This is a genomic window from Pedobacter lusitanus, assembly GCF_040026395.1.
In the GTDB taxonomy this organism is placed as follows: domain Bacteria; phylum Bacteroidota; class Bacteroidia; order Sphingobacteriales; family Sphingobacteriaceae; genus Pedobacter; species Pedobacter lusitanus.
This window is the reverse complement of the sequence record NZ_CP157278.1, coordinates 4,363,941-4,390,545: the sequence shown is the minus strand read 5'-3', so window position 1 is coordinate 4,390,545 and position 26,605 is coordinate 4,363,941. Positions and strand designations below refer to the sequence as shown.

Annotated in this window: 19 protein-coding genes, 3 tRNA genes and 3 rRNA genes; 11 read left to right on the top strand and 14 right to left on the bottom strand. The window is 40.6% G+C overall.

The features are described from left to right. Window positions 1-53: 53 nt before the first annotated feature. Window positions 54-4,460 (top strand): translocation/assembly module TamB domain-containing protein, encoded by a 4,407-nt coding sequence (locus tag PL_RS18795; RefSeq protein ID WP_082035923.1) that lies wholly within the window; start codon window positions 54-56, stop codon window positions 4,458-4,460. On the opposite strand, the gene PL_RS18790 is transcribed toward PL_RS18795, so the two are convergent. The 3 genes from PL_RS18790 to PL_RS18780 form a co-directional block, all read right to left on the bottom strand. Then, entirely contained in the window at window positions 4,444-5,655 is a 1,212-nt protein-coding gene (locus tag PL_RS18790) for a bifunctional 3,4-dihydroxy-2-butanone-4-phosphate synthase/GTP cyclohydrolase II (RefSeq protein ID WP_041882348.1), read from the bottom strand. The genes PL_RS18795 and PL_RS18790 overlap by 17 nt on opposite strands. 147 nt (window positions 5,656-5,802) lie before the next feature. Then, a complete protein-coding gene (locus PL_RS18785; RefSeq protein ID WP_348620095.1) occupies window positions 5,803-7,239 on the bottom strand; it encodes an LptF/LptG family permease in 1,437 nt (478 codons plus the stop codon). 49 nt (window positions 7,240-7,288) lie between these two features. After that, window positions 7,289-7,669, bottom strand: coding sequence for an START-like domain-containing protein (locus tag PL_RS18780; RefSeq protein ID WP_041882351.1), 381 nt, complete (start codon window positions 7,667-7,669; stop codon window positions 7,289-7,291). Between the two features lie 104 nt (window positions 7,670-7,773). Between PL_RS18780 and PL_RS18775 the strand changes: the two genes are divergently transcribed. From PL_RS18775 to PL_RS18765, 3 genes are all read left to right on the top strand, one after another. Then, window positions 7,774-7,847, top strand: a tRNA-Met gene (locus PL_RS18775). A 239-nt stretch (window positions 7,848-8,086) separates the two neighbouring features. After that, window positions 8,087-8,647 (top strand): methylated-DNA--[protein]-cysteine S-methyltransferase, encoded by a 561-nt coding sequence (locus tag PL_RS18770; protein ID WP_052496284.1) that lies wholly within the window; start codon window positions 8,087-8,089, stop codon window positions 8,645-8,647. Window positions 8,648-8,680: 33 nt separating this feature from the next. After that, entirely contained in the window at window positions 8,681-9,631 is a 951-nt protein-coding gene (locus PL_RS18765) for an alpha/beta hydrolase (protein ID WP_348620094.1), read from the top strand. A gap of 4 nt (window positions 9,632-9,635) precedes the next feature. On the opposite strand, the gene PL_RS18760 is transcribed toward PL_RS18765, so the two are convergent. Continuing rightward, window positions 9,636-10,718, bottom strand: a complete 1,083-nt coding sequence (locus tag PL_RS18760; RefSeq protein WP_041882354.1) for a calcium:proton antiporter — start codon at window positions 10,716-10,718, stop codon at window positions 9,636-9,638. Window positions 10,719-10,894: 176 nt separating this feature from the next. Between PL_RS18760 and PL_RS18755 the strand changes: the two genes are divergently transcribed. The 4 genes from PL_RS18755 (at window position 10,895) to PL_RS18740 (ending at window position 14,456) form a co-directional block, all read left to right on the top strand. Next, window positions 10,895-11,791 (top strand): alkaline phosphatase, encoded by an 897-nt coding sequence (locus PL_RS18755; RefSeq protein ID WP_041882355.1) that lies wholly within the window; start codon window positions 10,895-10,897, stop codon window positions 11,789-11,791. Window positions 11,792-11,881: 90 nt separating this feature from the next. Beyond that, on the top strand, window positions 11,882-12,562 hold the full coding sequence (locus tag PL_RS18750) for an HAD hydrolase-like protein (protein ID WP_041882357.1): 681 nt from the start codon (window positions 11,882-11,884) through the stop codon (window positions 12,560-12,562). A gap of 12 nt (window positions 12,563-12,574) precedes the next feature. Further along, on the top strand, window positions 12,575-13,735 hold the full coding sequence (locus PL_RS18745) for a TIGR03364 family FAD-dependent oxidoreductase (protein WP_041882360.1): 1,161 nt from the start codon (window positions 12,575-12,577) through the stop codon (window positions 13,733-13,735). Between the two features lie 127 nt (window positions 13,736-13,862). Next, a complete protein-coding gene (locus PL_RS18740; protein ID WP_041882363.1) occupies window positions 13,863-14,456 on the top strand; it encodes a helix-turn-helix domain-containing protein in 594 nt (197 codons plus the stop codon). A gap of 74 nt (window positions 14,457-14,530) precedes the next feature. On the opposite strand, the gene PL_RS18735 is transcribed toward PL_RS18740, so the two are convergent. The 4 genes from PL_RS18735 to PL_RS18720 all read right to left on the bottom strand — a co-directional run bounded on the left by PL_RS18735 (window position 14,531) and on the right by PL_RS18720 (window position 17,190). Then, entirely contained in the window at window positions 14,531-15,421 is an 891-nt protein-coding gene (locus PL_RS18735) for an MBL fold metallo-hydrolase (protein WP_041882376.1), read from the bottom strand. A gap of 16 nt (window positions 15,422-15,437) precedes the next feature. Then, window positions 15,438-16,079: a DsbA family protein gene (locus tag PL_RS18730; protein ID WP_200890737.1), complete on the bottom strand. Its 642-nt coding sequence runs from the start codon at window positions 16,077-16,079 to the stop codon at window positions 15,438-15,440. 9 nt (window positions 16,080-16,088) lie between these two features. Further along, window positions 16,089-16,532, bottom strand: a complete 444-nt coding sequence (locus PL_RS18725) for a MoaF-related domain-containing protein (protein WP_052496285.1) — start codon at window positions 16,530-16,532, stop codon at window positions 16,089-16,091. 76 nt (window positions 16,533-16,608) lie between these two features. Further along, complete coding sequence (locus tag PL_RS18720) at window positions 16,609-17,190, bottom strand: Crp/Fnr family transcriptional regulator (RefSeq protein ID WP_041882365.1); 582 nt, start codon at window positions 17,188-17,190, stop codon at window positions 16,609-16,611. A gap of 175 nt (window positions 17,191-17,365) precedes the next feature. Between PL_RS18720 and PL_RS18715 the strand changes: the two genes are divergently transcribed. Genes PL_RS18715 through PL_RS18705 form a run of 3 tightly spaced genes read left to right on the top strand, consistent with a single transcriptional unit; the run spans window position 17,366 to window position 20,258 of the window. Beyond that, entirely contained in the window at window positions 17,366-18,538 is a 1,173-nt protein-coding gene (locus tag PL_RS18715) for a glycosyltransferase family 87 protein (RefSeq protein WP_041882382.1), read from the top strand. Next, complete coding sequence (locus tag PL_RS18710; RefSeq protein ID WP_041882366.1) at window positions 18,538-19,473, top strand: glycosyltransferase family 2 protein; 936 nt, start codon at window positions 18,538-18,540, stop codon at window positions 19,471-19,473. Before PL_RS18715 ends, PL_RS18710 begins: the two co-directional genes overlap by 1 nt. Before the next feature lie 2 nt (window positions 19,474-19,475). Then, complete coding sequence (locus tag PL_RS18705) at window positions 19,476-20,258, top strand: polysaccharide deacetylase family protein (RefSeq protein ID WP_041882368.1); 783 nt, start codon at window positions 19,476-19,478, stop codon at window positions 20,256-20,258. A 107-nt stretch (window positions 20,259-20,365) separates the two neighbouring features. On the opposite strand, the gene PL_RS18700 is transcribed toward PL_RS18705, so the two are convergent. The 6 genes from PL_RS18700 to PL_RS18675 all read right to left on the bottom strand — a co-directional run bounded on the left by PL_RS18700 (window position 20,366) and on the right by PL_RS18675 (window position 26,298). Beyond that, a complete protein-coding gene (locus PL_RS18700; RefSeq protein WP_041882370.1) occupies window positions 20,366-20,839 on the bottom strand; it encodes a GtrA family protein in 474 nt (157 codons plus the stop codon). 265 nt (window positions 20,840-21,104) lie between these two features. After that, window positions 21,105-21,216 (bottom strand): 5S ribosomal RNA (gene rrf, locus PL_RS18695). Window positions 21,217-21,360: 144 nt separating this feature from the next. Further along, window positions 21,361-24,239 (bottom strand): 23S ribosomal RNA (locus PL_RS18690). A 229-nt stretch (window positions 24,240-24,468) separates the two neighbouring features. Then, window positions 24,469-24,545: transfer RNA gene (locus PL_RS18685), tRNA-Ala, on the bottom strand. Between the two features lie 15 nt (window positions 24,546-24,560). Further along, a tRNA-Ile gene (locus tag PL_RS18680) sits at window positions 24,561-24,635 on the bottom strand. A 141-nt stretch (window positions 24,636-24,776) separates the two neighbouring features. Next, window positions 24,777-26,298, bottom strand: a 16S ribosomal RNA gene (locus tag PL_RS18675). The 16S, 23S and 5S rRNA genes sit together here with 2 tRNA genes alongside, the layout of an rRNA operon. Between the last annotated feature and the right edge of the window lie 307 nt (window positions 26,299-26,605).

Here is a 26,605-nt window from a genome sequence, read left to right as displayed (position 1 = left end):
CATCGATTCTGCTGCTGCTCGCGATTATCATATTTTCGCTTCAGTTTCGTCCTGTGCAGACATTTGTAGCAAAAAAAGCAGCCGCTTATCTCTCCAAAGAATTAAATACGACGATTTCTTTACATGGCATTTACGTTAAGCCGTTTAAATCTGTGGTTATCGAAGACCTTCTGGTTCTCGATCAGCAAAAAGACACTCTACTGAGTACCCCTAAATTTATTGTCGATCTTAACCTGTTGTCTCTGGACAGACGGATTATCGATGTCAATACAGTACAGGTAAACAATGGCACTTTCTTCCTGAAAAAGTATAAAGGAAAAGATAAAGGAACAAATCTTGACTTTATTATCGATTACTTTGACTCCGGCACAACCACAACAGCTAAAAAGAAAAAACCATATAAAATATCTTTTAACCGGGTAATTCTTAACAATCTTCAGCTAAAATATAAAAACCTCAACGTAGATACAGTCATCAATGGTGTAAACTTCGAAGATGTAGAATTAACCAGCCTCAATGGTATTTTTGAAAAACTGAACACTTCAGACCATCTTTTACAGGCAGATATAAAAAATCTCACGTTCAAAGAGAAAAGCGGTTTTTATCTAAAAAATCTTACTGCTTTTACTACGATAGATACCAACCGTATAGAACTTAAAAAGCTATTACTTAATACCAACAGAAGTCATCTTACAGACTACTTCGAAATGAAGTTCCATGACTATGATGACTTTAATGATTATGTCAATAAAGTGAGAATGAAAGCTCATTTTAAAAACAGTCACCTGGAGTCAAAGGATGTTGCATATTTCACTTCTGAGGTAGCCCACATGAACCTCAACATTGATATAGATGGGCAGATTACCGGATTAGTAAACAACCTGAAAGCAAAAAAACTAGCGGTAAAAGCAGGAAAGGCCACTTATGTCAAAGGGGACTTCAATCTTAAAGGCTTACCTAACCTGGACGAAACTTTTATGGAGATGAAAGTTGACATGGCTTCTACTAATAAAAAGGATTTAGATGAACTTGTGACTAACATTACCGGAAATCGCAAAAAGGTAATTCCTGTTATTGTACAGAAGTTCGGAGACATCTATTTTAACGGGAATTTCACTGGTTTCCAGAATGACTTTATAGCCTATGGAGAGTTTAAGACAAAATTAGGAAGGGTTGTTTCTGATGTAAACATGAAAATCAGTAAAAAAGGTGTCCCTTCCTATTCAGGAAATGTTAAAACATATGACTTTAATCTGGGTAACCTGATCGATGAGAGCAGTCTTGGACGTATAACTGCATCCGCCTATGTTAAAGGTAGAGGAACAGAGCTGAATGAATTATCCGAACAAATCAATGGTGACATAAAATATATAGATTTCAATGATTACCGTTATTCCAATGTTAAAATCGATGGTACTTTTGATAAAAAATACTTCGATGGCAAACTGAATATAAATGATAAAAATATACAGCTCGCCTTTGACGGAGGAGTAAATTTAAATCCTAAACTTCCCGTATTCGACTTTAAAGCCTCCATTAAAAAGGCCAAACTCCGTAACCTTCATTTATTTAAGGATTCACTGATGGTTGATGCAGAATTCAGCACCAATTTCTCAGGAACCAACCTCAATAATATCCAGGGAAATCTCCTGATAGAAAAGATAAAACTCAATAATGTTAAAGGCATATACAATATAGATTCAGTACAGCTGCAGGCCAAAGGAATTGGAGCCGACAGAACGCTGAGAGTCAATTCTGATGTCCTTGAAGCAAGTATCCAGGGACAATATGATTTGAATACCCTGCCATCCTATTATAAATCACTGGCTAAAACCTACATCCCTTCGCTCAAGGCCGATATCGTAAATTTCAAAAACCAGATCTTCAGGTTCCAGCTTAAGATCAAGCGGTTTGAACCTGTAGCCCAATTAATTGCTCCTGGTCTGGAGATAGAGGATCAGGCAGAATTAATAGGAAATTTCGATTCCGAAAAGAAAATAGCCACTCTGAATGGTTTTATCAAAAAACTGAAATATAAAGGTGTGGTTGCAAACAATATAATTATTGATGAGAACACAACTACCAATCAGCTTCAGGCGATTATAACCTCAGACCGGGTAGACCTGAATGATAGTCTGTATATCAAAAATATCAATATTTCAAATGTTTTACGTAACGATAGTCTTGCGCTCAACGTGAAACTCTCAAATGCTGACGATGCAAATCAGCTGGATTTAAACGGTCTGGTTGAATTTGGAAAAGACAGTACACGTATCAGTGTACTTCCTTCTTTACTTAAAATAAACAGCCAGGATTGGGCCGTACAGGATAAAGTAAGAATCAGTTTCAAAAGCGGAAAAACAGAGATCAGTAATTTTGACTTGCGAAATGGCAACCAGCTGTTAACCGTTGATGGTATCTTATCTGAAGATCCCAAAGATGCCTTAAAAGTCGGGTTTAAGGCATTCAGTTTAACCACGCTTAACCCATTCCTTAAAACTGTAGGGGTGCAGTTATCAGGAAATGTAAACGGACAGACAAAACTTTACGGGCTGCTTAAATCACCAAAAATAAACGACGACATTAAAATCGACTCTTTGAATTTTAATGATACTTATATAGGCTCATTGATAGACACCTCATCTTACAATCAGGAGTCCAATCGTGCCAATGTATTCATGCGCATTAACAGAGAAGGAAAAGAAACCCTTAAAGTCAATGGAAATCTGGATCTGAAAGAGAAAAACATAGACCTGACAGTTAAAATGGATGAAAGTGAGCTTACCGTATTATCCCCATTCGTAAGTGACCTGGTATCTAATCTTAAAGGACATATTTCTACTGATCTGACTATAAAAGGAGCCTTCAACGCACCTAAAATAGATGGAGATATCACCCTGGACAAAGCACAGCTTACCGTTAATTATCTGCAAACGTCCTATACTATAACCAATAAAGTAATTGTTGAAAACAGCGTTTTAATGATTGAGGATCTCGATTTAAAAGATTCCGGAGGAAATATTGCCAATGCTCACGGAACAGTAGATCTGAACAATATCAATACACCCACCCTTGATATAAATATTAAAGCCAGGGACTTCATGGCCCTGAACACAACAATAAAAGATAATGAACTTTACTTTGGTCAGGCATATGCCACTGGTACTTTCATCTTTCGCGGGCCAACAAACAAGCTTTTCATTGGTATAGATGCAAAAACAGAAAAAGGGACCGTATTTAATCTCCCTTTAAACAGTTCAGAAACCGTATCAAGTAAAGACTTTATCACGTTCCTGAACAAGGATACTACAGCAAATGTTAAAAAGGCAATCAATTTTGATGGTATAACCATGAGCTTTAAGCTGCAGGTAGACCCGCAAAGTACGGCCAATCTGTTTACCAGTCTGGGGAATTTAAGCGGAAAAGGAAATGCAGATCTCAATCTGGAGATTAACAGCCTTGGAGATTTCGAGATGTCAGGTGACTATATTATCGAATCCGGTAGTTTTGACTTTACCGCTCAGGAGATTATTAATAAAAAGTTTAACATCAGACAAGGCGGTACAATCAGATGGACCGGTAATCCTACCCAGGCACAGATACAGCTTAAGGCTATCTACGAGCTCAGAGCAGGACTGAATGATCTATATGGTGCTGCTAACAGAGACTTCAGCAGCAACGCTAATTTAAGGGTTCCTGTAGAAGTTGAAATGGGACTGAGTGGTTTGTTATTGCAACCAGACATCAAACTTGATATTTTCTTTCCTTCAAATCCATCTATCAAAGAAGAATTACAGGCTTATTTCAGTGATCCTAACAACCTGAATCTGCAGGCTTTCAGTTTAATTATCAGGAGAAGCTTTGCACCAGGATCAGGTAAAGAAGATTTTGGTAAACAGGTCACCTCAGGTGTAGCCAGTACAGCAACGGAGCTGCTTTTCAATCAGTTTAACAATGTACTCTCTTCACTGAATCTTGATTTTGTGGATATCAACATCCGTTCACTGAGTGAAGCCAGTGCATCATTCAAGTTCTTCAATAACCGGATTATTGTAAATGCGGGTGTCATTGACAACAGAAGTACGAGTGATCTTTCACCTATTGGATTTTCAAGAAACAGTGTAGGCAGTGAGGTTGAGGTTCTGGCGTTGATCCGTAAAGATGGTACACTCATTGGTAAGCTGGCCAATAAACCACCTACCCAGCAAAGTATTTTTGTAAATACCGGAATAAATCAGAACATGAATGTAACTTCATTTGGTCTGATTTATTCACAGCAATTTGATAATTTCAGAGAGTTTGTTCAAAAGGTTACCGGAAAATACCGCAAAAACCAGAAGAAAAAACTGGATGACATGCATCAGCATAAAGAGACTAAACAGTCTGTAAATAAAGATGCCGTAACCGAAGAGCAGAAAAGATTACTACAAAAAGTAACTCCTCCTAGCCCTTCATTATAGTATGACCCATTTTATCTCTTTTGGTTTTCAGGTAAGTCTCATTATGTGAGTTACTCACTATCTCAATAGGAATATTCTCTACAACTTCTAAACCATAGCCAATCAGGCCAGCTCTTTTTGTCGGGTTATTGGACATCAGGCGCATTTTACGCACACCCTGAGCTCTTAAAATCTGAGCACCAACACCATAATCGCGTTCATCACCTTTAAAGCCCAGTTTTATGTTTGCTTCAACAGTGTCAAAACCAGCATCCTGAAGATTATAAGACAATAATTTATTGACAAGACCAATACCACGGCCCTCCTGATTCATGTAAACCACAATTCCTTTACCCTCCTTTTCGATCATCTCCAAAGCCTTATGAAGCTGAGGGCCGCAATCGCACCGGCAGGAGCCAAAAATATCACCAGTAACACAAGAACTGTGGACTCTGACTAAGATAGCTTCATCCGCTGTCCACTCCCCTTTACTAAGCGCAAGGTGTGTTGCATTGTTTTCCAGCTGAGTATAAGCCGTCATTTTGAAATTGCCCCATTCGGTAGGTAAATTAATAGTCACCTCTTCTTTAATCAGACTATCATTTTTCAGACGATAAGCAATCAGGTCTTTAATTGATATTATTTTCAGCTGATGCTGAGCAGCTATTTTGATCAGATCCGGCAGTCTTGCCATCTCCCCATCTTCTTTCATAATCTCTACAAGGACACCTGCAGGCACCATTCCTGCTAAACGGGCTAAATCTACAGCAGCCTCGGTATGGCCTGCACGTCTCAGTACACCACCATCTTTGGCACGTAAAGGGAATATATGACCAGGTCTGCCCAGTTCATCAGGATTTGTGTCCGGGTTAATCAGTGCCTGTATAGTTTTAGAACGATCCGACGCAGAAATACCAGTGGTACAACCATGACCGATCAGATCAACAGAAACTGTAAAATTAGTTTCATAAGCAGCGGTATTTTTACCTACCATCAGCTCCAGATTCAATTCATCACATCTTTCTTCAGTAATTGCCGCACAAATAAGCCCTCTTCCGTGAGTGGCCATAAAGTTGATTACTTCGGGAGTTGCATTGCCAGCAGCAGTAAGGAAGTCACCCTCATTTTCACGATCTTCATCGTCTACAACAATCACAACTTTACCGGCTTTTATATCTGCAACAGCATCTTCTATTGCGTTCAGTTTAATTTCCATTTTTTATCAAACCACTTAAACGAAGGACATATCATTAAATCCAGTTTAAGATCATAAACAAAGTTACAACCTTCCCCGGATAATATATATTATAAAATATCATCATTAAGTAAGAGTCTGTTTAATGGATACAGATTTCAGAAAATATTACTTTCCGACTGCTTTTTTCTTTTTGAACAGGTTCGTGATTAAAGACTTATAATAAGTAATATCAAAAAGAGCAGAATCCACCGTTGCCTTATAAGTCAGGAATGCCCCGACCGGTGAAAGTACAATAATAGCCATCCAGATACCCACGACAGGATTGATATTGCCCTGATTAGCAGCCTTCTCTGCTACAGTAGAAATGATGTGATAAAACAGGAAGAAAATAATAGCCATCACGACCGGTAAACCCAGTCCGCCTTTCCTGATAATTGCCCCCAGAGGTGCACCGATAAAGAACAGCATCAGACAAGAGAAGGCAAGCGTAAATTTCCGCTGATATTCAACTCTGATCCTGATCAGGTTTACTACCCTGTCTTCATGATCAGGAATCCTTCCCTCTACCGTTTGTTTGATAGAATTAGCCTGGTCCAGAGCAGCCTGAACTGTATTCGCCCTTTTATCTTCCGGTATATTATTCAGGATAGCCGCATCAATCTTAACCGGTTTAACCTGACGTTTTGTATAGCCTTTAGTATAATTATTCTGCTTATAATAACTACTCACAGTAGCTCTTGCATAACGGTTTACACTATCGAGTTCTTTAGTTAAAGAATCTCCCTTATGGGTCAGTCCTTTAAGATTGAGCATCTGGTTATTTGACCTGAAACTGTTTTCATCAGTCCTGTTCATTTTGAAACTGGATAAATCAAACTTCTGTTCCGTCTGTCCGAAACGCATTCTGGTTAACTGTTGTCTTGGATCATAACCCGAGTTCTGTCCGCTGGATTCTTCATATCTAACCCCGTCATTGAGTTTCAGAATCAGATATTGTTTATCCTTGGTCGTGTTCATTGTACCATCCCTGGCCACAATAATTTTTGCGACACCGTTATTTCCGGTATGATCATAAATCATGATCCCTTTTAACGTAGTACCATCTTTACCCTTTTGATCCACACGGATTGAATATCCGGGGATACTATTATTAAATACCCCTTCCTTAATCAGAAAAGAGAGTTTTTTATTTCTCACATCCCATAACAGAGAGCCAAACTTAAGATTGGCTTTAGGTAACATATATTCAGAGAACAGAAATGAAGAAAAAGCTATTCCTATAATCAGAACCAGCAACGGTCGCATAGCTTTTTGAAGAGATATTCCTGCAGACTTGATAGCCACCAGTTCATAGTTCTCCCCTAATGTCCCGAAGGTCATGATAGAAGACAACAATATTGCCAGTGGCAAAGCCATGGACACATTCGCAGCCGAAGCATAAAACATCAGCTCGACTATAGTGTACCATTCAAATCCTTTTCCTATGAGATCGTCAACATATTTGAACAGGAAAAACATCAGCAAAATAAACATCACTATAAAAAACGTGACGATAAATGGTCTTATGAATGCTTTAAGAAGCAGTATGTGGATCTTTTTCAATGTACAAATGTAGGCAATGCAACTGAAATACTATGCACCAATTACAATACTATGCACCAATTACGCTATGCAGGTAGGTAATTTGATTATCCCAAATCTGTGTTCTTTCTTTAAGTGTTTCTTCAGTGGCGAAGTCAGTGATAGACAAAGCTACATCATTAGTCAGTTCGTCCTGTACAATTTCCATTTCAAAATAACAATGAGGTTCGTCGTCAATCCATTTGAACTTAACCATTTTATTCTCTTTAAAACTTAACATTTTCGCTTTTTGGACTTCATCATCCCAGGTGAAAGTATAAACCTGATCGCGAAAAACAACATCATCAGCAAACCATTGGGATAAGCCGTTTGGCTCACTTATAAAACTAAACAAAATACGTGGAGACGATTTCAACTCATATTCTAGTGTAAATTTTTTCTTTTCTGACATCTTAAATCGCTTATATCTTGTTATTTGTAAATTATTTTAACTTTTTTTTCTAAAGAAAAGTATTTTATTCTATATTTGCAACTCTTTAAAAAAGAGACACCCACGGCGGGGTAGCTCAGATGGTTAGAGCGCAGGATTCATAACCCTGAGGTCGGCAGTTCGATCCTGCTCCCCGCTACTTGATAATCAAACCTTTAGATGTAACACTCTAGAGGTTTTTTTATGTCTGAACGTTTCTTTCAGGGCGTTTTTACTCAATCCTCAGCAAACAGCCTATTCCAAATATAATATAATAACTCATAAACAAGCATAATCAGACATTTTTTGACTAATTAATCTCTGCTCCAAAAAAATTCAGCAATAAACGGGTTTCAATCTGCTTATTCATTTCGTATTTTTGAGTCTGATCTTTATCTTATGCATACACCACAAGACCAGTCAGCTGACCAGATAATCAGCACGATCGAAATCTCTACTCCGCTGGGCCCTATGCTGGCAGGAGCGTCTACCAAAGGTATTTGTATACTTGAATTCATCAACCGTGTTAAACTGGAAAAAGAAATTGCAGACCTGCAGCTATTGCTGAATGCAGTTTTAGTACCCGGTAAAAGCCCATTTTTAACACAGCTGGAAACAGAATTAGCCGAATATTTTGACGGAACAAGAAAAACATTCTCCGTTCCTCTGCATACTCCAGGTAATGATTTTTCACAGACGGTCTGGAAATCCCTGCAGAAAATCCCCTATGGAGAAACCTGTTCCTATAAACAGCAGGCCGACATGATGAATAATCCAAAGGCCATACGCGCAATTGCCTCTACAAACGGCCGGAACCGTCTGGCTATTATCATCCCCTGTCACCGGGTAATTGGCAGTAACGGAACCATGACCGGATATGCCGCCGGAATAGAAAAGAAAAAATGGCTGCTTAAGTTTGAAAGAAGCCATTCCGAAGTACCAGCAGGTAGTTTATTTTAGTGTGGGACAGACCGGTCAGAATTTAAAAATCTAATGAGAAAGATAAAACTGATTATAGCACTGCTGATAGCAGGTATTACCGTATCTGCCCAATCCAGGCATTCTTCTATAAACGGCAATCATGGGATACCAGAAGATTTAAAACAGCTTTCCCTTTGGAGTAATGCTGTACCCGATGGTCCGGGCCCATTGGGTGCAGAAAAAATAACGGCCTCCGGTTCCATAACCAATATATCAAATCCCCGGTTAATCGTTCATCAACCCGTTAAACCTAACGGGACGGCAATTCTGGTCATCAGCGGAGGTGGTTATGCACATATTGAAATGGGAAAAGAAAGTGCGCCGGTAGCAAACTGGCTGCAATCGCAGGGGATCACTGCCTTTGAACTCATTTACAGATTACCACAAGAAGGCTGGAAAACTACTGACGTCCCATTTCAGGATGCACAACGTGCGATGAAAATCATTCGCAGCTTAGCCGGACAATATCATATAAATCCTGATAAAATTGGCATACTGGGATTTTCAGCTGGCGGGCATCTTGCCGGAATAACGGCAACTCAATCCAATAAAAGATTCTATAAACCTATTGATGCTGCAGATGCCCTTTCAGCAAGACCGGATTTTGCAGGGCTCATTTATCCCGTACTCACTATGCTGCCTCCATTTAACAAAACCCATGCGAAAAAGAGTATTCTTGGAAAAACCCCGGCAAAAGCACAGGAAGAAGCATACTCAGTAGAACTGCAGGTCAATAGCAGCACTCCGGTTACTTTTCTTGCTCAGGCCGCTGATGATCCTATATCGCCGGTAAACAATTCCTATCTAATGAATACCGCTTTAAAAAAAGCAGGCATACCAGTTGAAATGCATATTTTTCAAACTGGCGGACATGCCTGGGGAATGGGCAAATCAAACTCACCCACTGCAGCCTGGCCCGCACTTTTTGAAGTCTGGGTAAAATCCTGTGGATTCTGGAAATAGCCGGTTAAGGTGCAATAATAGTAAACAGATAAACCGAGAAAATCACCAGCAGAACTATCCCCTGTAATATATTGGTACGGCCGGTAGCCAGTGATAACATAATTGTAAACTGGGCCAGCAGCAACAATACAGTCGCTTTCATATCAATTCCTAAAGTAATACTCATACCTGTTAAAATAGAAACGATTGCAACCGCAGGAATAGTTAGCCCTATACTTGCAAGTGCAGAGCCCAAAGCCAGATTAAGACTCGTTTGTAAACGGTCTTTTTTAGCAGCGCGATAAGCAGCAAGCCCTTCAGGCAATAATACCACAGCAGCAATGATTACCCCTACCAGAGATTTTGGCGCACCAAAATTGATTACTGCCTTTTCTATATCAGGAGCCAGTGCTTTGGCCAGTAAAACAACAATTCCTAAACATAAAACCAGAAGCAAGCCACTTATTAATGCCACTTTTTTTGTTGGAGGATCAGCATGTATATCCTCATTTCCATCAGCTTCAGGGGGCAAAAAATAATCACGGTGTCTTACTGCCTGAACCATCACAAAAGCACCATACAAAACCAGACATATAATTGCCACAAAAATCAGCTGTACCTGGGTATACTGAGGACCAGGATGGCTGGTCGTATAATTTGGAAGAATTAGCGTCAGTACCATAATTGCGGTAAGTGTGACCAATGCAGCACTTACGCCTGGCAAACTGAACACCTGTTCCTTAAACTTTGCACCCCCCACCAGCAGACTCATGCCCACAATTCCCGTTAAGATAATCATCACGGCAGCAAGTACCGTATCTCTGGCGAGCTCAGCCGTGTCAGGCCCTCCGGTCAGCATCAGCGAAACTATCAGTGCAACTTCAATAATAGTAATCGCCAGAGCCAGTAATAAAGTACCAAAAGGCTCACCTACCCTATGTGCCACAACTTCGGCATGATGTACAGCAGCCAGTACACCACCAATTAATACAGCAGAAAGAAAAAAGGTATAGAATACACCAAGATCCAGAGAAATTCCAAAATAAGCCAGCCAGGCTAACACGGGCGCTACTATTGTCCATAAGGGCAGTGGTAATTGTTGCTTCATAAAATTCCTGTTTATAATGTAATTGTGAAAATAAGAGCAAGCAATTATGATGCTAAGAAATATTCACAAAATTGTTTACAAATACTTAACAATAGTTTATATTAGTATTTATAAACTAAGTTTAGTTTTGCTATACTTATAGTATATAACCTCTAAACGAAATTAAAAATATTCCGATGAAGAAACTAGTATTAGCAGCAGCTATCCTTTGTGCAGGATTCCAGCTTAAAGCACAACCAAAAAACATTAAACACATTGTCCTGATTGGCTGTGACGGATTTGGTGCCTATGCCATTCCCGAAGCAAAAATGCCTAACCTGAAACAATTAATGAGCACAGGCTCATGGTCATTAAAAGCACGTTGTGTGTTGCCCTCATCAAGTGCAGTGAACTGGGCATCGATGTTAATGGGTGCAGGGCCAACAGAACATGGTTATACCGAATGGAACAGTGCTGTTCCGGAGATCCCTTCTGCCGTTAAATCCCAGTACGGATTATTTCCCGGTATCTTCACTTTGATTAAAGAACAAAGGCCAAAAGCCAAAACCGCTGTAATTTATAGCTGGCAGGGCATTCGTCCATTAATTGAAAAGGATGCCATAACCTTTGTCGTACCAGGTCCGTCAGGTGACAATGATAATTTCTGCGCAGATACAGCAGCTGCATTGATCATTAAAGAAAAACCCTTACTGACTTTTGTACATCTTTCCGAGCCTGACGGAACCGGGCATAATATAGGTCACCGTACACCAGCGTATTATGCAGAACTGGAAAATGTAGATAAACGGATAGGAAAAATCGTTGATGCAGTAAAAAAAGCAGGTATAGCTAATGAAACGGTAATTATTGTTTCAGCAGATCATGGTGGTACCGGTAAAGGACATGGCGGTAAATCCCTGGACGAGGTTCAGATTCCATGGATTGCCAATGGCACAGGGGTATCAAAAGGACATGAAATCAAGGATGTGATTATTACTTATGATACTGCTTCTACCCTAGCCTGGCTTCTGGGTTTGAAAGAACCACAAAGCTGGAGAGGGAAACCTGTTACCGAAGCATTCAAAAATCACTAAACGAGAAAAAATTAACAATAATATAACACAAAATTGTTTACAAATATTAAACAAAAACACTATTATTGTAAACAAACAAAATTATAAGTGATGTCGATAAAATTAGTAGTGTTTGATATGGCAGGTACAACCGTAAGTGATAAAAACTACGTAGCCCTATCATTTCAGCAAGCAATGAAAAAGCATGGATATATGATGGAAGTGGAAGATGTAAATCCACTGATGGGCTATGAAAAGCCACTTGCAATAAAGATGATGCTGGATAAATATGAAACTGATACAAAAAAAATCAATGAAGATTTAATCGGTCAGATACATACTGATTTTGTAAATATAATGATTGATTTTTACACCCATTCCACAGATATTAAACCACTTCCGAATGTTGAAAATACATTTAGTGAATTAAGAAATATGGGTATTAAAATTGGCCTGGACACTGGTTTTTCCAGAGATATTGCAGAATTGATTATCAGTCGTCTGGCCTGGGAAGACAAAATTGATGTCATGGCAGCCAGTGACGACGTAAAAAATGGTCGTCCTTATCCGGACATGATTAATCAGATCAAAGCACAATTGAATATCCTGCCAACTGATCAGGTGGTAAAGGTTGGAGATACCGAAGTTGATATTAATGAAGGCATAAATGCAGGTTGCAAATATGTAATCGCTATCACTACCGGAGCTTTTACCAGACAGGAGCTGGAACCTCACCATCCAACACATATTATTGATGATATTTCAGAAGTTATAACGATTATCAACTCTTAACATACAGACAGGATGAATAATGATCAATACGATTTAATTGTTATAGGCGGCGGAATCTTAGGTACTTTTCATGCATACCACGCCCTGACAAGAGGAAAGAAAGTACTTCAGCTGGAAAAAGACAATTTCCCTGTCGGTGCAACCGTTAGAAATTTTGGCCAGGTGATTCCTTCAGGAATGACAGGTGAATGGTTTAATTACGGGTTACGTTCAGTAGAGATTTATCAGCAGATACAGCAGGAATTTGATATTTCAGTTAGAAAAAACGGTAGCGTATATATCGCTTCCGATCAGGATGAGCAAACATTAATCCATGAATTAAGTGCTTATTATGATACATTAGGCTATTCTCACAGTCTTTTAAATAAAGAACAGATTCTGAGCAAATATCCTTCTATTAAAGAATCATATGCCCGCGAAGCATTGTTTTTTGATCAGGAGATCAGTGTGGAACCAAATCTCATGATTCATCGTCTGCACGAATATATGAAGACGAAATTTGAGCATTTCACACTATTATATGATTCGCCCGTGGTTGATTGTTATTCTGCCGCACAGGAGGTAGAAGTACGTTTAAGCAATGGCGATAAATTCAAAGCTGCCAAAGCGGTCTTATGTAATGGTTATGAATTTAAGCTACTGTTTAAAGATCTTTTCCGGGAAAGCGGGCAGGTGATGAGTAAACTTCAGATGATGCGTACTGTACCCGTAAAAAATATCGCACTTCCTGGAAATATTCTGACCGGACTGACCATTCGCAGGTATGAAAGTTTTGAAGAATACTGCCCTTCATTCAAAACCACTCCCCTTCCTGCGCATTATGAAGAGCTAAAATCATATGGTATTCACCTGCTTTTCAAAGTAGCTCCGGATGGCAGTGTGATTATCGGAGATTCCCATGAGTATGCAGCAGCGACCAATTTTGATGAGCTGGGTTATAATCTCAATTCACATATCAATGAACTGATGCTTGCCGAAGCCAGTAGAATTGTAAATTTTGATGTTCGTCAGATTGCAACTACCTGGGCTGGTTTTTATCCTCAGCATCCCGATAAACATATAATAGAATACGATATTGATAATCGTATTCATATACGTACCTGTATAGGTGGGAAAGGAATGACTGCAAGTGCAGGATATGCAGAAGCCAGTATAAAACAGCTGTTCGATTAGCAATCAAATCCGGATTTACTGTTTTTTTTGACCTGTAACTTAATTCCTGGTGGGTTTTGACATAGTTTTAACTAATATTTACGATTAAACTCTGCCGAATTTCTTAAGTTTGAGCAATTGCCCCTTTATGGAAGAGAATATTATACTTAAGATAAGTAACAGAATAAAAGAAATAAGAAGAGAGAGGAATACAACAGTACAGGAACTTGCTGATCGTGCTGGTGTAAGTAAAGGTTTGATTTCGCAAATTGAAAACAACCGTACAGTCCCTTCATTAATGGTGCTTATTGATATCATAAGTGCGTTGGATGTTGATTTGAATCAATTTTTCAAGGATATATCCGCCAGTAGTCAGCTTAGTCCTGTTATTATTAAAAGGAAAAATGAATATCAGTCCTTCGAAAAAGAACAGGCCCTGGGATTTTTGTATCAGCGGATTTTCACCAAGACCTTCAAAAACTCGACTGTTGATATCGTCCTGCTTGAACTTGAGCCCAATGCGACCAGACCTATGGTGGTTACAGAAGCATTTGAATACAAGTATATCCTTTCAGGAAAAGTAGATTATATTTTTGAAGATCAGACTTACAGTCTTTCTGATGGGGATTCCATGCTTTTTGACGGACGTTTACCCCATACGCCCAAAAATACTTCAGCAGAAAAAGCCATCATGCTGATTATTTATTTCTTTGAACAGAACGGAAACAGTTCCGGAAAATAAAAAGGCAGAAGCCAGCCGGAATTTGCCTTTATAAAAAGATGAGCCTTAATTCTATGAATTAAGGCTCATTTCTTTTAATGCCATTGCATTTCTCCCGTATTTACTTTTGCACTCAGTTCCAGTGCCAGTATAAACTTAGAATCAGGATATATTTTCTTTAATGCTGCAATCAAACCGGCAGAAGTCTTTTCTTTCTTCAGTTGCTGTTCATAAACTTCAAGATATTGCTTCGTATATTTCACAGAAGCAGCATTCATAGCTGCACCTGCTCCTGCATGAGCCGGCACAACCACTTCAGGTTTTAAAGCACTTATTTTATCCAGAACGGCAACCCAGTCTGCTCTTTTCTCTGCAGTTGCATCATCAGCAAGCCATACGTGAAAATTATCACCAAAAACATTAATACCACCAATTACAGCTTTAATAGATGGAATCCATACGAAAGATCTCTCAGGTGAAGCATCAGTACTTAATATTTCCAATTGCTGACCTTCCAGCTCCAGGCTATTGCCTTTCAGTACCTGGGGCAATACTGCATTCTTAGGCGCTGCATCTTTTAATTGTGGTCCCCAGACATCCAGTTTGCTCTGAGCTGTTGCTTTAATATGATCAACAGTTTGGGCTGTAGCGTATACAGTCACCTGCGGATAATACTTTTTGATAACTTCCAGACCGAAATAAAAATCCGGATCACCATGACTGATATAAACAGCTTTCAGATTTTTGCCGGTCTTTTTTAACTCCGCCACTACCCGCTCTGCATCAGGTAAGGTAAACTGTGCATCAACCAGGATAGCATCAGTTTTACCACTTACAATAACAGATGCAACGCCCAGACTCGTTTCCGGTGCATTATATACGGTTAATTTTAACGGGTTTGTTTCTACTTTTTTAATTGTTTGTGCATTTGTTTTTGATACAATGAACGTTAGTATCAATGCTGAAATAATGACATTTGTTTTCATAAGATATGTTTTATTATTAAATAAGATTTGTTTGGGTTTCATCAATCAGGCGATCAATATGTTTAGTGATCTCCGTTAAAGAAGAATAACCTTGTTCCAATAAAGTCAGCTGTCCCTGTTCTTCAAATAACAAAGTCGGATAAGAAGAGGCATACTGTATAGCTGTGGCAAATGTAGCCTGTGTGCTTGCTTTCATCTCTTCACTATTGAAGTGAATTATAAACTCAGCACTGTCAATCCCGAGTTCAGCACAGATTTCCAGATAAGTATTTTCCATATTCAGATCTTTACCATCCCTGTATCTCGCCTGTTGCACAGCAACCATAAAAGGTATATTCCGGTCATTCCAGAATTTCTGTACCGTAACAATTGCTCTGGATGGTGTTTCACTATCCAGTTTAACTTCGTGCTGATGGATAAACTGAAAATATGCTTCTCCGAATTCAGTTCCGGTAAGCTGTGCAATCCGCTCATCATGTTTCAGAAAATAACCAGCCATCTGCGGCGATTGCATTCTCACATTTGGCCCTGCCCACATGCCACCAGGAATAATCACAAAATCAAGTCTATCGTTATAAGCTTCAAAAAGTGCAAGCGTATGTTTACTGTTTCCGTAACACCAGCCACAAAGCGGGTCCATTACATAAATCAATTTCATATATTCAGATTAATGATTAGTGATATATTCGAATTTACCATGAAGGAATTCTGTTTTTCTTCCTGATGGAGCAGTCGTATCTTTATAGCTCAGATAAGCAGTTACTTCCATATCTTTTGTATTAATGATCTGGCTTACAGTTAATCCGCTTGCTTCCATCCAGTTTAAAAAATACAGATGGTCATTCAGTTTCTCCAGAGCTACGTGTTCTGATTCTTCTGCGACAACCCCTTTGGCATCTACCGTTTTCCAGTGAATAGTAGAATCGTTAAGATACCGGACCTCGGCCTGAAATTTTTCATAGGTAATTTTTCCTGTTTCCCCGATCAGTTCATGTCCGGGATTTCTTACCGAAGGATCGGTTGAAGTATCCGATGTATTACAGGCAGCTAATACTGCAATCCCCAGAAAACCAAATATTTTAGAAACGGTAGAAAATTTAATAGTCAGCATAATTATTATGTTTTAATATCTACACAAAATTAGGCCTTCCACTGGCGGGAAAAGTTGAACTAGTTCAAAAAAGCATTTACCTCAGTCTGGATACTTTTTTCCTTATTTTACTAAGGAATTCATGAGATATGCCCAGGTATGCTGCTACCTGTTGCTGAGAAAGTCTTTGTTCCAGTTGCGGATATTTCGTAATAAATTCCAGGTACCGCTTATCAGCTGTTTTACTTAATGAAGAAATCATTCTGCGCTGTAAGGCTGCATGCGTTTTTTGTGTCATGACCCGAAACAGTTTTTCTACTTTAGGGAGTGTTTCGTACAGTATATTTTTATAAGGATAGGTAATCATCAGAATTTCACTGTCTTCAAGAGCTTCAATATTCAGTATAGAGGGAGACTGGTTCGTAAAACTATCAATATCTGTAATCCACCATCCTTCTATTGCAAAATACAGGACCTTTTCAAAGCCAGATTCGTCCAGATAATATACCCTCAGGCAGCCTTTATTTACAAACCCTTCAAACTTGCAAATCTCCCCTTCACGTAACAGCATATCCTTTTTCTGCACTTTCTGCAGATAGAAAGGAGCAGAAAACTGCGCAAATTCTTCATCAGTAAGATGAATATGTTTTTCTACATTTTCCCGAAGCAAAGTATACATATGGAGGGTAATTAATCATCCCAAAAATACGGGATAAGTCTAAAATAGGTAATATTTACAAAATGTGATTCAGCACATCATTCAGGGCTATTCTTTTACAAGATTACTTTTGTAACTTTACCATTGCAAATCTCTTAATAAGATAGAATTAATGCTGCTCTCAACACAAATGAAAATGAGTTTAACCAGTGGTTTAACTAAACTATTCAATAACCGGTTATTTATTTTCAGCTTTTTTATCCTGCTGCCTGCAATTACCACTTACAGACAATATCATACAGGCGCTTCTCATAATAATTACCTGATCTTCATTTATACCTATTTTCATGCCAATGAGCACTTGTCATTGTTTGCCAGGTATCCCGAATATCTGGACATGAATCATTACGGGCCATTGTTCTCGCTAATTATTGCCCCTTTTGCTCAATTGCCTGAATTTATCGGTATGTTTTTCTGGGAACTGGCCAATAGCCTGTTTCTGTACTATGCGATCAGGAGTCTGCCGATGAAAGATACGAAAGTTAATGCTGTTTACTGGATTATTGCCCATGAACTGCTAACGGCCTTATTTGCCTGTCAGATTAACCCGTCTATTACAGCAATCATTGTATTAAGCTATACACTGATTGATAAAAAACAGAACTTTTGGGCAGCATGTCTGATTATGCTGGGTACGTTTATCAAACTTTACGGTATTGTAGGGCTGGCTTTCTTCTTTTTTGTTGAAGGAAAGCCAAAATTTATCGCTTATTGCATCTTCTGGGCACTGTTGTTTTTGGTTTTACCTATGCCTTTTTATGGTCAGGAGTATATCCTCTCCCAATATAAAGAATGGTATCTTTCGCTGAGTGCCAAACAGCTGGAAAATGCTACGCTGGTTTCCTGGCAGGATATATCCATTATGGGAATATTCAGAAGAGTAAGTGGCAATGCCAATATCCCGAATCTGCCATTTCTGATTACAGGAGTTATACTTTTCTGTCTGCCATATCTGAGGATTAAACAATATAAATCACCGGATTTCAGACTGATGTATCTCGCATCGACTCTGATCTTTACTGTAATATTCAGTAATTCATCTGAATCACCAACCTATATTCTTGCATTCACAGGTGTTGCTATCTGGTTTGTTCTGCAAAAAAAACCAGTTCAGCCTATAGTAATTGCCCTTTTTGTATTTGCCATCCTGCTCACAACACTGGCGCCTTCAGACTTCTATCCCCGGTATATCCGTGAACATTATATTATGCGGTATTCGTTAAAAGCTCTTCCTTGTGTGCTGATATGGCTATTTATTACTTACCAGATGGTCTTTAAACAATTTGATCTAAAAACAACCTCTGCCTAATGAAAAAACTGGTTTCTGTTGTGATTCCTGCTTTCAATGAGGCAGAGAATTTAACCGTCATTATAGATAGGTTAGAAAGCGTTTTCAGTGAAACTGCCTATAATGTAGAGTTTATATTTATTGATGATGGCAGTAAGGATAAGACCCTGGCTATACTCAAAACAATAGCTGCGGTAAAGCCGAACTTGTTTTATATAGAGTTTTCCCGAAACTTTGGGCATCAGCTTGCACTTAAGGCTGGGCTGGATAAAGCTGCCGGTGATTGTGTGATATCTCTTGATGCTGATCTGCAGCATCCACCTGAACTGATAATTCAAATGCTTGAAAAATGGGAAGAGGGTAACGATGTAGTTTATACGCGCAGAAAGGAGGATAAAAACCTTCCCTACGGAAAAAGAAAATCTTCCATGCTATTCTATAAATTACTAAATGTTCTATCCAGTATACATATCGAAGATGGCACTGCCGATTTCAGACTTATGGATAAAAAAGTAATAGAAGTATTCAGAAATTTTGAAGAAAATGAACCCTTTATAAGGGGGCTTATTCAGTGGATGGGTTATAAACAAATAGCTATTGATTATATCCCCAGCAAACGCTATGCGGGGTCCAGTAAATACAATGTACGTAAGATGATGCGTTTCGCTCTTCAGGGGGTAACCTCTTTTAGTATTAAACCCCTGTACACGGCAGTCTATCTCGGCTTCTCTTTTTCAATGTTATCAATTTTATATATCCCCTATGTATTTTATTCGGTTTACATGGGTATTGAAGTGGATGGCTGGGCATCAACTATCATGACCATTGTCTTCTTCGGTGGTTTGCAGCTCATTATTATGGGAATTATAGGTATCTATATTGGAAAGATGTTTATGCAAACTAAAAACCGTCCTAACTATATTATCAAGTCTACAAATTTAGTTCAACCGCTATAAATATGGTCTTACTCAGTTTTGATATCGAAGAATTTGATATGCCTTTTGAATATGGGAAAACTATAACATTCGAAGACCAGATCAGTATCTCTGCCCAGGGCACGAGGATTATACTCGACCTGCTGTTAAAGAATAAACTTAAAGCAACTTTTTTCAGTACGGTAACCTTTGCAAAGCATGTTCCTGAGCTGATCAGACGTATACTTGATGAAGGTCATGAACTGGCCTCCCATGGTGTTTATCACTCTGATTTTAAAAAAGAGCATTTACTGGAATCACGTCTGGCATTGGAAGAGCTTTCCGGTATAAAGGTAACAGGTTACAGAATGGCCAGAATGATGCCTGTAGATGAACAGGAAATACAAAAAGCAGGATATCTGTACAACAGCTCTATAAATCCGACCTGGTTGCCCGGAAGATATAATAACAGGCATATATCCAGAACATATTTTTATCAGAGCAGCGTTTTACAGTTACCAGCTTCGGTAAGTCCTGTATCACGCTTCCCACTTTTCTGGTTATCCTTTCATAATCTTCCGCTTTGGTATTACCAGCACCTGGCTAAAAGGACCTATCAGAAAGACAACTATCTCAATATTTATTTCCATCCCTGGGAATTTACAGATCTGAAAGATAAAGAACGTTTCGGTTTTCCAGGTTACGTAAGCAAGAATACAGGTGAAGATATGATCAGACGAATGGACCACTTTATGGGTTGGATTAACAGGCAAGGTTATCCTTCAGGAACAATCTCCCAATTCACAAAGCATATTCCTCTGCCTTAATTTAAAGGGTATACCTTACACTTTAAATAACAGAATAATAGCATTCCTGTATACTCAGGTTTTAAATCCGGAGTATACCTGTTATCAAATTACATTTAAGCGTCAGATCAGGCTCTTTCCCTGAAAGTCACATAAGACTGGAAGAAGTAACTGAATGCTGACATTAGCACGATTATAAAGGCTTGTGATGGCGTTGCCCACAAGCCCCAGTATCCGACCAGCAAATGCAGCAGACCATAGTTCATCAGTAATGAGCTTACAGTGACTACTCCATATAATATAAGCTGCTGTACGCCCCTTCCATGCTGCTGAAAAACAAGATATTTATTCAGCATAAAGCCTACCGGAAAACTCACAGAAAGAGCCATCAGATCTGCGGCAATATAAGAGGTGATAGTCAGACTACCGATTTTCAGATCCTGCCCGAACAGGATAAAATTATAACTCAGATAGAATATAGTCAGATTTAATAAGGCATTGCTTCCTCCGGTTACTCCATATCTGAATGTTTTGATAGGAAGGAACTTTGAAAAAGGCGGATAAAAGAAATCTATTAACTTAATGAGCGGATTCTTGAGCAAGACTAATCAGTTATGTAATACAAATAGTAAAAATGATACAGTTGGTAAATATAGGACTCTTTTCAAATCCCTTTCCAAAAAAGATTTAGAAATCAGTAAATGAAAACTCCGGGAGTAAAATGTAAAGGAATATAACCCCATCAGGAAAGGTTTGTAAACTCAATCAGGAAAGACTTATAAACTCAATGCAGAAAGGTTTATAAACTCGATGCGGAAAAGTCTATAAACAAGAAAAGCCTGTAGTTTCCTACAAGCTTTCTTTAAGATTTGGCACCGACCTACTCTCCCACGTGTTACCGCAGTACCATCGGCTCTGGTGGGCTTAACTTCTCTGTTCGGAATGGGAAGAGGTGGACACCACCGATATAGGCACCTAAATGTCTTTATCAATTGTTATTGATCAGTATTTTATTTGTTTTTCTCCAAATAACCTTTACAGTTATCCTGTTTCCAGCTCAGAGACAAACGATGACATATTATTGAAAGAAGTTAGTTATGAAGAACAAACAACAGTTTATTGCTCTTGAAAGCTTCGGATGATTAGTATTACTCGACTATGCTGTCACCAGCTTTACATCTGTAACCTATCAACGTAGTAGTCTGCTACGGTCCTATATGGAATTCTCATCTCGTGGCTAGTTTCGCACTTAGATGCTTTCAGCGCTTATCTATTCCCAACGTAGCTACTCTGCAATGCCCCTGGCGGAACAACAGATTCACTAGAGGTTAGTCCAACCCGGTCCTCTCGTACTAAGGTCAGCCCCACTCAAAATTCCTACGCCCACAACAGATAGGGACCGAACTGTCTCGCGACGTTCTGAACCCAGCTCGCGTGCCACTTTAATCGGCGAACAGCCGAACCCTTGGGACCTTCTCCAGCCCCAGGATGTGACGAGCCGACATCGAGGTGCCAAACCTCCCCGTCGATATGAGCTCTTGGGGGAGATCAGCCTGTTATCCCCAGCGTACCTTTTATCCTTTGAGCGATGGCCCTTCCATGCAGAACCACCGGATCACTATATCCGTCTTTCGACCCTGCTCGGCTTGTCTGCCTCACAGTCAAGCAAGCTTATGCTATTGCACTCCTCATACGGTTACCAAGCGTATTGAGCTTACCTTTGAAAGCCTCCGTTACCTTTTTGGAGGCGACCACCCCAGTCAAACTACCCATCAAACAATGTCCTCTCCTAAAAGAGTTAGACACCGAATACAAAAAGGGTGGTATTTCAACGTTGACTCCACAACACCTAGCGATGCCACTTCATAGTCTCCCACCTATCCTACACATCCTGTATCCAATGTCAATGTTAAATTGTAGTGAAGGTGCATGGGGTCTTTCCGTCCCGTTGCGGGTACCCGGCGTCTTCACCGGGACCACAATTTCACCGAGCTCATGGCTGAGACAGCGCCCAGATCGTTACACCATTCGTGCAGGTCGGAACTTACCCGACAAGGAATTTCGCTACCTTAGGACCGTTATAGTTACGGCCGCCGTTTACTGGGGCTTCGATTCAATGCTTCGCCTTGCGACTAACATCCCCTCTTAACCTTCCAGCACCGGGCAGGTGTCAGGCCTTATACTTCATCTTTCGATTTTGCAAAGCCATGTGTTTTTGTTAAACAGTCGCCTGGGCCTTTTCACTGCGGCTGACATTGCTGTCAGCGCCCCTTCTCCCGAAGTTACAGGGCCATTTTGCCGAGTTCCTTAGCCATGATTCACTCGAGCACCTTAGAATTCTCTTCCCGGATACCTGTGTCGGTTTGCGGTACGGGTTTTTATAACCTGAAGCTTAGCGGTTTTTCTTGGAAGTCTGATTACCTGCGCTATCCACTTACCCGAAGGCTTGCGGTACTATCGACCTTTAGCAAAGAATGCGGATTTGCCTACATTCCCTATACCTACAGTCTTTAACGATCTATTCCGTCAGATCGCGGCAGTGTCACTACTCCGTCCCCACATCGCAGTTATAAAAAGTACTGGAATATTAACCAGTTGTCCATCGAATTTCCCCTTCGGGTTCTCCTTAGGCCCCGACTAACCCTGATCCGATTAGCGTTGATCAGGAAACCTTATCCTTTCGGTGGGCAGGTTTCTCGCCTGCCTTATCGTTACTTATGCCTACATTTGCTTTTCCAGAAGCTCCACCCTGGCTTACGCCAAAACTTCGCTGCCGCTGGAATGCTCCCCTACCGTAATATTAATATTACCCATAGCTTCGGTGTACTACTTTATGCCCGTTTATTATCCATGCACGATCGCTCGACTAGTGAGCTGTTACGCACTCTTTAAATGAATGGCTGCTTCCAAGCCAACATCCTAGCTGTCTAGGCAATCGCACCTCGTTAGTTCAACTTAGTAGTAACTTAGGGACCTTAGCTGATGGTCTGGGTTCTTTCCCTCTCGGCCCGTGACCTTAGCACCCCGGGCCTCACTGCAGTGTATATTTAATAGCATTCGGAGTTTGTCTGGATTTGGTAGGATTTGACTCCCCCGCACCCAATCAGTAGCTCTACCTCTAGTAAACTTAACCACCACGCTGTTCCTAAAAACATTTCGGGGAGTACGAGCTATTTCCCAGTTTGATTAGCCTTTCACCCCTACCCACAGATCATCCGGAAACTTTTCAACGTTTATCGGTTCGGTCCTCCAGTACGTGTTACCGCACCTTCAACCTGTCCATGGGTAGATCACAAGGTTTCGCGTCTACCTCCCCTGACTATACGCCCTATTCAGACTCGCTTTCGCTTCGGATCCATGTCTTAAACATTTAACCTTGCCAGAGAAGAGTAACTCGTAGGCTCATTATGCAAAAGGCACGCCGTCACGCCACCTGGACGCTCCGACCGCTTGTAAGTACACAGTTTCAGGTTCTATTTCACTCCCCTGTTCGGGGTTCTTTTCACCTTTCCCTCACGGTACTGGTTCACTATCGGTCTCTCAGGAGTATTTAGCCTTACCGGATGGTGCCGGCAGATTCCCACAAGGCGTCTCCGACCTCGCGGTACTCAGGATACTACTAGACTAATGTTACTTACGTGTACGCGGCTCTCACGCTATATTGCCAGGCTTCCCATCCTGTTCCACTTCATTTCATTAATGCCACATCGTAGTCCTACAACCCCAGTTATGCCGTAACATAGCTGGTTTGGGCTCTTTCCAGTTCGCTCGCCACTACTTTGGAAATCATTATTATTTTCTCTTCCTCTGCTTACTTAGATGTTTCAGTTCGGCAGGTTTGCGCATCGTAATGCGACTAGTCTTCAACTAGCCAGGTTTCCCCATTCGGAAATCTTCGGATTAATTCATATTTGCTAATACCCGAAGCTTATCGCAGCTTATCACGTCCTTCATCGCCTCTGAGAGCCAAGGCATCCCCTGTGTACTCTTTCTTACTTTCTTCTCTCCATAGCCTTTTGCGCCTATGGAAATGCTTTTTTTGATGGTTATTAACCCTACGGATTGTATCAGTGCAAGCACCTTTACCTTCCTTCAAGCTAACAACGTCTCTATTGTTGTTTGCTCTTCTTTATTAACTTCTTCCAATATGTCAAAGAACTTTATTGTCCCAGATATTTGTATTTCTACTCGTATCCTATTTCCTGTACCTTTTATCTTAAGTACGGGCCAATGGTGGAGAATAACGGAGTCGAACCGTTGACCTCCTGCGTGCAAGGCAGGCGCTCTAGCCAGCTGAGCTAATCCCCCTTAGAATTATAACTGTAGTCCCGAGCAGATTTGAACTGCTGACCCCTACATTATCAGTGTAGTGCTCTAACCAAACTGAGCTACGGGACTAAATTGTCTTTACTGCAGTAGGTGAACACTTATTCGATGTTTCATCCTATGGGTTTTTCTTTTGAGATTTGTTGTCATTTACTTATACCAATTGATCAATCGGTATATCATTTACGCAGCGAGTAATCTACCTTTCTCCAGAAAGGAGGTATTCCAGCCGCACCTTCCGGTACGGCTACCTTGTTACGACTTAGCCCCAGTTATCGGTTTTACCCTAGGACGCTCCTTGCGGTTACATACTTTAGGTACCCCCAACTTCCATGGCTTGACGGGCGGTGTGTACAAGGCCCGGGAACGTATTCACCGTATCATTGCTGATATACGATTACTAGCGAATCCAACTTCAAGAGGTCGAGTTGCAGACCTCTATCCGAACTGTGAATGGCTTTTGGAGATTTGCTTGCTGTTACCAGCTTGCTGCCCTCTGTACCATCCATTGTAGCACGTGTGTAGCCCCGGACGTAAGGGCCATGATGACTTGACGTCGTCCCCTCCTTCCTCTCTGTTTGCACAGGCAGTCTGTTTAGAGTCCCCACCTTAACGTGCTGGCAACTAAACATAGGGGTTGCGCTCGTTGCGGGACTTAACCCAACACCTCACGGCACGAGCTGACGACAGCCATGCAGCACCTAGTTTCGTGTCCTTGCGGACTCATCTATCTCTAAATGATTCACTAACTTTCAAGCCCGGGTAAGGTTCCTCGCGTATCATCGAATTAAACCACATGCTCCTCCGCTTGTGCGGGCCCCCGTCAATTCCTTTGAGTTTCAATCTTGCGACCGTACTCCCCAGGTGGAATACTTAACGCTTTCGCTTAGCCGCTAACTGTGTATCGCTAACAGCGAGTATTCATCGTTTAGGGCGTGGACTACCAGGGTATCTAATCCTGTTTGATCCCCACGCTTTCGTGCCTCAGCGTCAATAAAATCATAGTAAGCTGCCTTCGCAATCGGTGTTCTGTGACATATCTATGCATTTCACCGCTACTTGTCACATTCCGCCTACCTCTAATTCATTCAAGCTCTTCAGTATCAAGGGCACTGCGATGGTTGAGCCACCGTCTTTCACCCCTGACTTAAAAAGCCGCCTACGCACCCTTTAAACCCAATAAATCCGGATAACGCTTGGATCCTCCGTATTACCGCGGCTGCTGGCACGGAGTTAGCCGATCCTTATTCCTTCGGTACATTCAGCACACTACACGTAATGTGGTTTATTCCCGAATAAAAGCAGTTTACGACCCAGAGGGCTGTCTTCCTGCACGCGGCATGGCTGGTTCAGAGTTGCCTCCATTGACCAATATTCCTTACTGCTGCCTCCCGTAGGAGTCTGGTCCGTGTCTCAGTACCAGTGTGGGGGGTCATCCTCTCAGATCCCCTAGACATCGTGGTCTTGGTGGGCCGTTACCCCGCCAACTAACTAATGTCACGCATGCCCATCTTAATCCTATAAATATTTGATCATTGTACAATGCTGTACTGTGATTTTATGCGGTGTTAATCCGAATTTCTTCGGGCTATCCCCCTGATTAAGGTAGGTTGCATACGCGTTACGCACCCGTGCGCCACTTTCGCTACCAGCAAGCTGGTAACTATCGTTCGACTTGCATGTATTAGGCCTGCCGCTAGCGTTCATCCTGAGCCAGGATCAAACTCTCCATTGTAAAATGTGTTGTTTGAACGCTGACCATTCTTAACTTGTATTAATAATAGTCTTTATTCTTATTTGTCTGTCAGAATAGACTTAAAAAACTCGCGCGGTTCATGTACTTTGAACTTGTACGTGTTTACCTCGCTACGTTTGTAAATGACATCTCTTTAATGAACTTCTCGACTTAACCTCCCGGCAGTCTATATATGTTGCAATGCTAATCTTTCTAATCCCTCAAGTCTTAATCTTCTCAAGGTCTTTTCCAGCTTCTCATCGTTTCAATCTTGTTTATTTGCTTTGTCAACATCCGTTGTAAAGCT

What these genes read in the sequence shown, in the direction of transcription:
- PL_RS18790 (WP_041882348.1), bottom strand. Translation starts at nt 5,655, where the DNA reads ATGGAAATTAAACTGAACGCAATAGAAGATGCTGTTGCAGATATAAAA.
- PL_RS18780 (WP_041882351.1), bottom strand. Translation starts at nt 7,669, where the DNA reads ATGTCAGAAAAGAAAAAATTTACACTAGAATATGAGTTGAAATCGTCT.
- PL_RS18770 (WP_052496284.1), top strand. Translation starts at nt 8,087, where the DNA reads ATGCATACACCACAAGACCAGTCAGCTGACCAGATAATCAGCACGATC.
- PL_RS18765 (WP_348620094.1), top strand. Translation starts at nt 8,681, where the DNA reads ATGAGAAAGATAAAACTGATTATAGCACTGCTGATAGCAGGTATTACC.
- PL_RS18760 (WP_041882354.1), bottom strand. Translation starts at nt 10,718, where the DNA reads ATGAAGCAACAATTACCACTGCCCTTATGGACAATAGTAGCGCCCGTG.
- PL_RS18755 (WP_041882355.1), top strand. Translation starts at nt 10,895, where the DNA reads ATGAAGAAACTAGTATTAGCAGCAGCTATCCTTTGTGCAGGATTCCAG.
- PL_RS18750 (WP_041882357.1), top strand. Translation starts at nt 11,882, where the DNA reads ATGTCGATAAAATTAGTAGTGTTTGATATGGCAGGTACAACCGTAAGT.
- PL_RS18745 (WP_041882360.1), top strand. Translation starts at nt 12,575, where the DNA reads ATGAATAATGATCAATACGATTTAATTGTTATAGGCGGCGGAATCTTA.
- PL_RS18740 (WP_041882363.1), top strand. Translation starts at nt 13,863, where the DNA reads ATGGAAGAGAATATTATACTTAAGATAAGTAACAGAATAAAAGAAATA.
- PL_RS18735 (WP_041882376.1), bottom strand. Translation starts at nt 15,421, where the DNA reads ATGAAAACAAATGTCATTATTTCAGCATTGATACTAACGTTCATTGTA.
- PL_RS18730 (WP_200890737.1), bottom strand. Translation starts at nt 16,079, where the DNA reads ATGAAATTGATTTATGTAATGGACCCGCTTTGTGGCTGGTGTTACGGA.
- PL_RS18725 (WP_052496285.1), bottom strand. Translation starts at nt 16,532, where the DNA reads ATGCTGACTATTAAATTTTCTACCGTTTCTAAAATATTTGGTTTTCTG.
- PL_RS18720 (WP_041882365.1), bottom strand. Translation starts at nt 17,190, where the DNA reads ATGTATACTTTGCTTCGGGAAAATGTAGAAAAACATATTCATCTTACT.
- PL_RS18715 (WP_041882382.1), top strand. Translation starts at nt 17,366, where the DNA reads ATGAGTTTAACCAGTGGTTTAACTAAACTATTCAATAACCGGTTATTT.
- PL_RS18710 (WP_041882366.1), top strand. Translation starts at nt 18,538, where the DNA reads ATGAAAAAACTGGTTTCTGTTGTGATTCCTGCTTTCAATGAGGCAGAG.
- PL_RS18705 (WP_041882368.1), top strand. Translation starts at nt 19,476, where the DNA reads ATGGTCTTACTCAGTTTTGATATCGAAGAATTTGATATGCCTTTTGAA.